Annotated in this window: 1 protein-coding gene and 1 pseudogene; one reads left to right on the top strand and one right to left on the bottom strand. The window is 43.0% G+C overall.

Annotation, left to right across the window (positions count from 1 at the left end; all coding sequences use genetic code 11):
- Positions 1-803, top strand: an 803-nt coding sequence (locus O9290_RS06235) for a calcium-binding protein (RefSeq protein WP_502846448.1), incomplete at its 5' end; no start/stop codon positions are given.
- Here O9290_RS06235 and O9290_RS06230 read toward each other — a convergent pair.
- Positions 732-1982 (bottom strand): annotated as a pseudogene (locus tag O9290_RS06230) (hypothetical protein); the annotation flags it as partial. The gene O9290_RS06235 and the pseudogene O9290_RS06230 overlap by 72 nt on opposite strands.

The following is a 1982-nucleotide window of genomic DNA, read 5'->3' as shown; positions in this document are numbered from 1 at the left end:
TGGTCAAAAATGTTGAACGCTTCAATAACCTGACTACTGGAACCGGTAATGATAGTATTAGCTTTACGGGGAGTTTTAATGAAACCATTGCTACCGGAGACGGAAATGATACGATTAACGGGGGACGAGGACAAGATAACGTCAATGGTGGGAACAACATAAATGGTGGGGACGAAAATGACCTATTAATTATTGACTACTCCAGTAACACCTACGCGGGGACAACCACCTTTCCAGCAGGAATAAGTAGCAGTATTTTTGAGAGTGGTGGTGCCTGGAGTGGTTCTTTTAGTGCCTATACTAATAACAGTGGTAATTCTGACTCCGTTTCCTTCTCTAATATAGAAAGGTTTCAAATTACTGGGACTAATGCTAATGACACCATCACCACCGGGGGAGGTAATGACATCATCACAGGGGTTAACCCTAACAGTAGCACCCCAGGAAAAGGAGAAATTGATTCTTTAACAGGAGGAGCAGGAAGTGATAGATTTATCCTTGGTGACGCAACTTGGATTGGTTACGATGACGGTAATACAACTAATGCGGGTACTAGCGACTACGCGACAATTGCCGACTTTAACACCACTGATGATACAATTCAACTACGAGGTGCAAGTAGTGACTATCTGTTAACGGTTGATGGTTCTAATACTAAACTCTACATCAACAAACCCGGAACCGAACCAGATGAACTGATTGCGGTTATCAATAATCAAACAGCATTAAGTCTAACTGCTAGTTATTCCTGCTGGAAAGGTGGTTGTCCCCGCGTAGGTGTTACTGGAGTAGTTGACAATTAATAGGTCATTTCCTTCCCCACCATTGACGTTATCTTGTCCTCGGGCCGCACTAATAGTATCATTTCCCTCTCCGGTAGCAATGGTTTCATTAAAACTCCCCGTAAAGCTAATACTATCATTACCGGTTCCAGTGGTCAGGTTATTGAAGCGTTCAACATTTTTGACCACATTGCCATTACTTTCAGTGAAGGTTCCCCCACTGTTATCAATGGTTAAATTGGTGGTGAAACTACTAAAATCTAAAGTGCCGATGGTGTCTGTACCTGTTCCCCCATCAATGTTAAATACTCCATAACCCCCTCGGTCAAAGTAGTCGTTAGCATTAGTCCCGGTAATTTGAAACCTTTCTATATTAGAGAAGGAAAGGTAGTCAGAATTACCACTGCTATTAGTATAGGCACTAAAAGAACCACTCCAATCCCCACTACTTAGATAGATACTGCTACTTATTCCTGCTGGATAGGGGGTTGTACCCGCGTAGGTGTTACTGGAGTAGTTGACAATTAATAGGTCATTTCCATCCCCACCATCTACGTTATCTTGTCCTCGTCCCCCGTTAATCGTATCATCTCCCTCTCCGGTAGCAATGGTTTCATTAAAACTCCCCGTAAAGGTAATACTATCATTACCGGTTCCAGTGGTCAGGTTATTGAAGCGTTCAACATTTTTGACCACATTGCCATTACTTTCAGTGAAGGTTCCCCCACTGTTATCAATGGTTAAATTGGTGGTGAAACTGCTAAGGTCTAAAGTCCCGATGGTGTCTGTACCTGTTCCCCCATCAATGTTAAATACTCCATAACCCCCTCGGTCAAAGTAGTCATTAGCATTAGTCCCAGTAATTTGAAACCTTTCTATATTAGAGAAGGAAACGGAGTCAGAATTACCACTGCTATTAGTATAGGCACTAAAAGAACCACTCCAAGCCCCACCACTCTCAAAAATACTGCTACCTATTCCTGCGGGAAAGGTGGTTGTCCCCGCGTAGGTGTTACTGGAGTAGTTGACAATTAATAGGTCGTTTCCGTCCCCACCATTGACGTTATCTTGTCCTCGTCCCCCGTTAATCGTATCATCTCCCTCTCCGGTAGCAATGGTTTCATTAAAACTCCCCGTAAAGGTAATACTATCATTACCGGTTCCAGTGGTCAGGTTATTGAAGCGTTCAACATTTTTGAC

Origin of the sequence: Microcystis sp. LE19-41.2A (assembly GCF_027530405.1) — a bacterium.
GTDB lineage: Bacteria > Cyanobacteriota > Cyanobacteriia > Cyanobacteriales > Microcystaceae > Microcystis > Microcystis aeruginosa.
The sequence above is the reverse complement of the archived record's forward strand: the minus strand, read 5'-3'. Positions and strand labels throughout refer to the sequence as shown.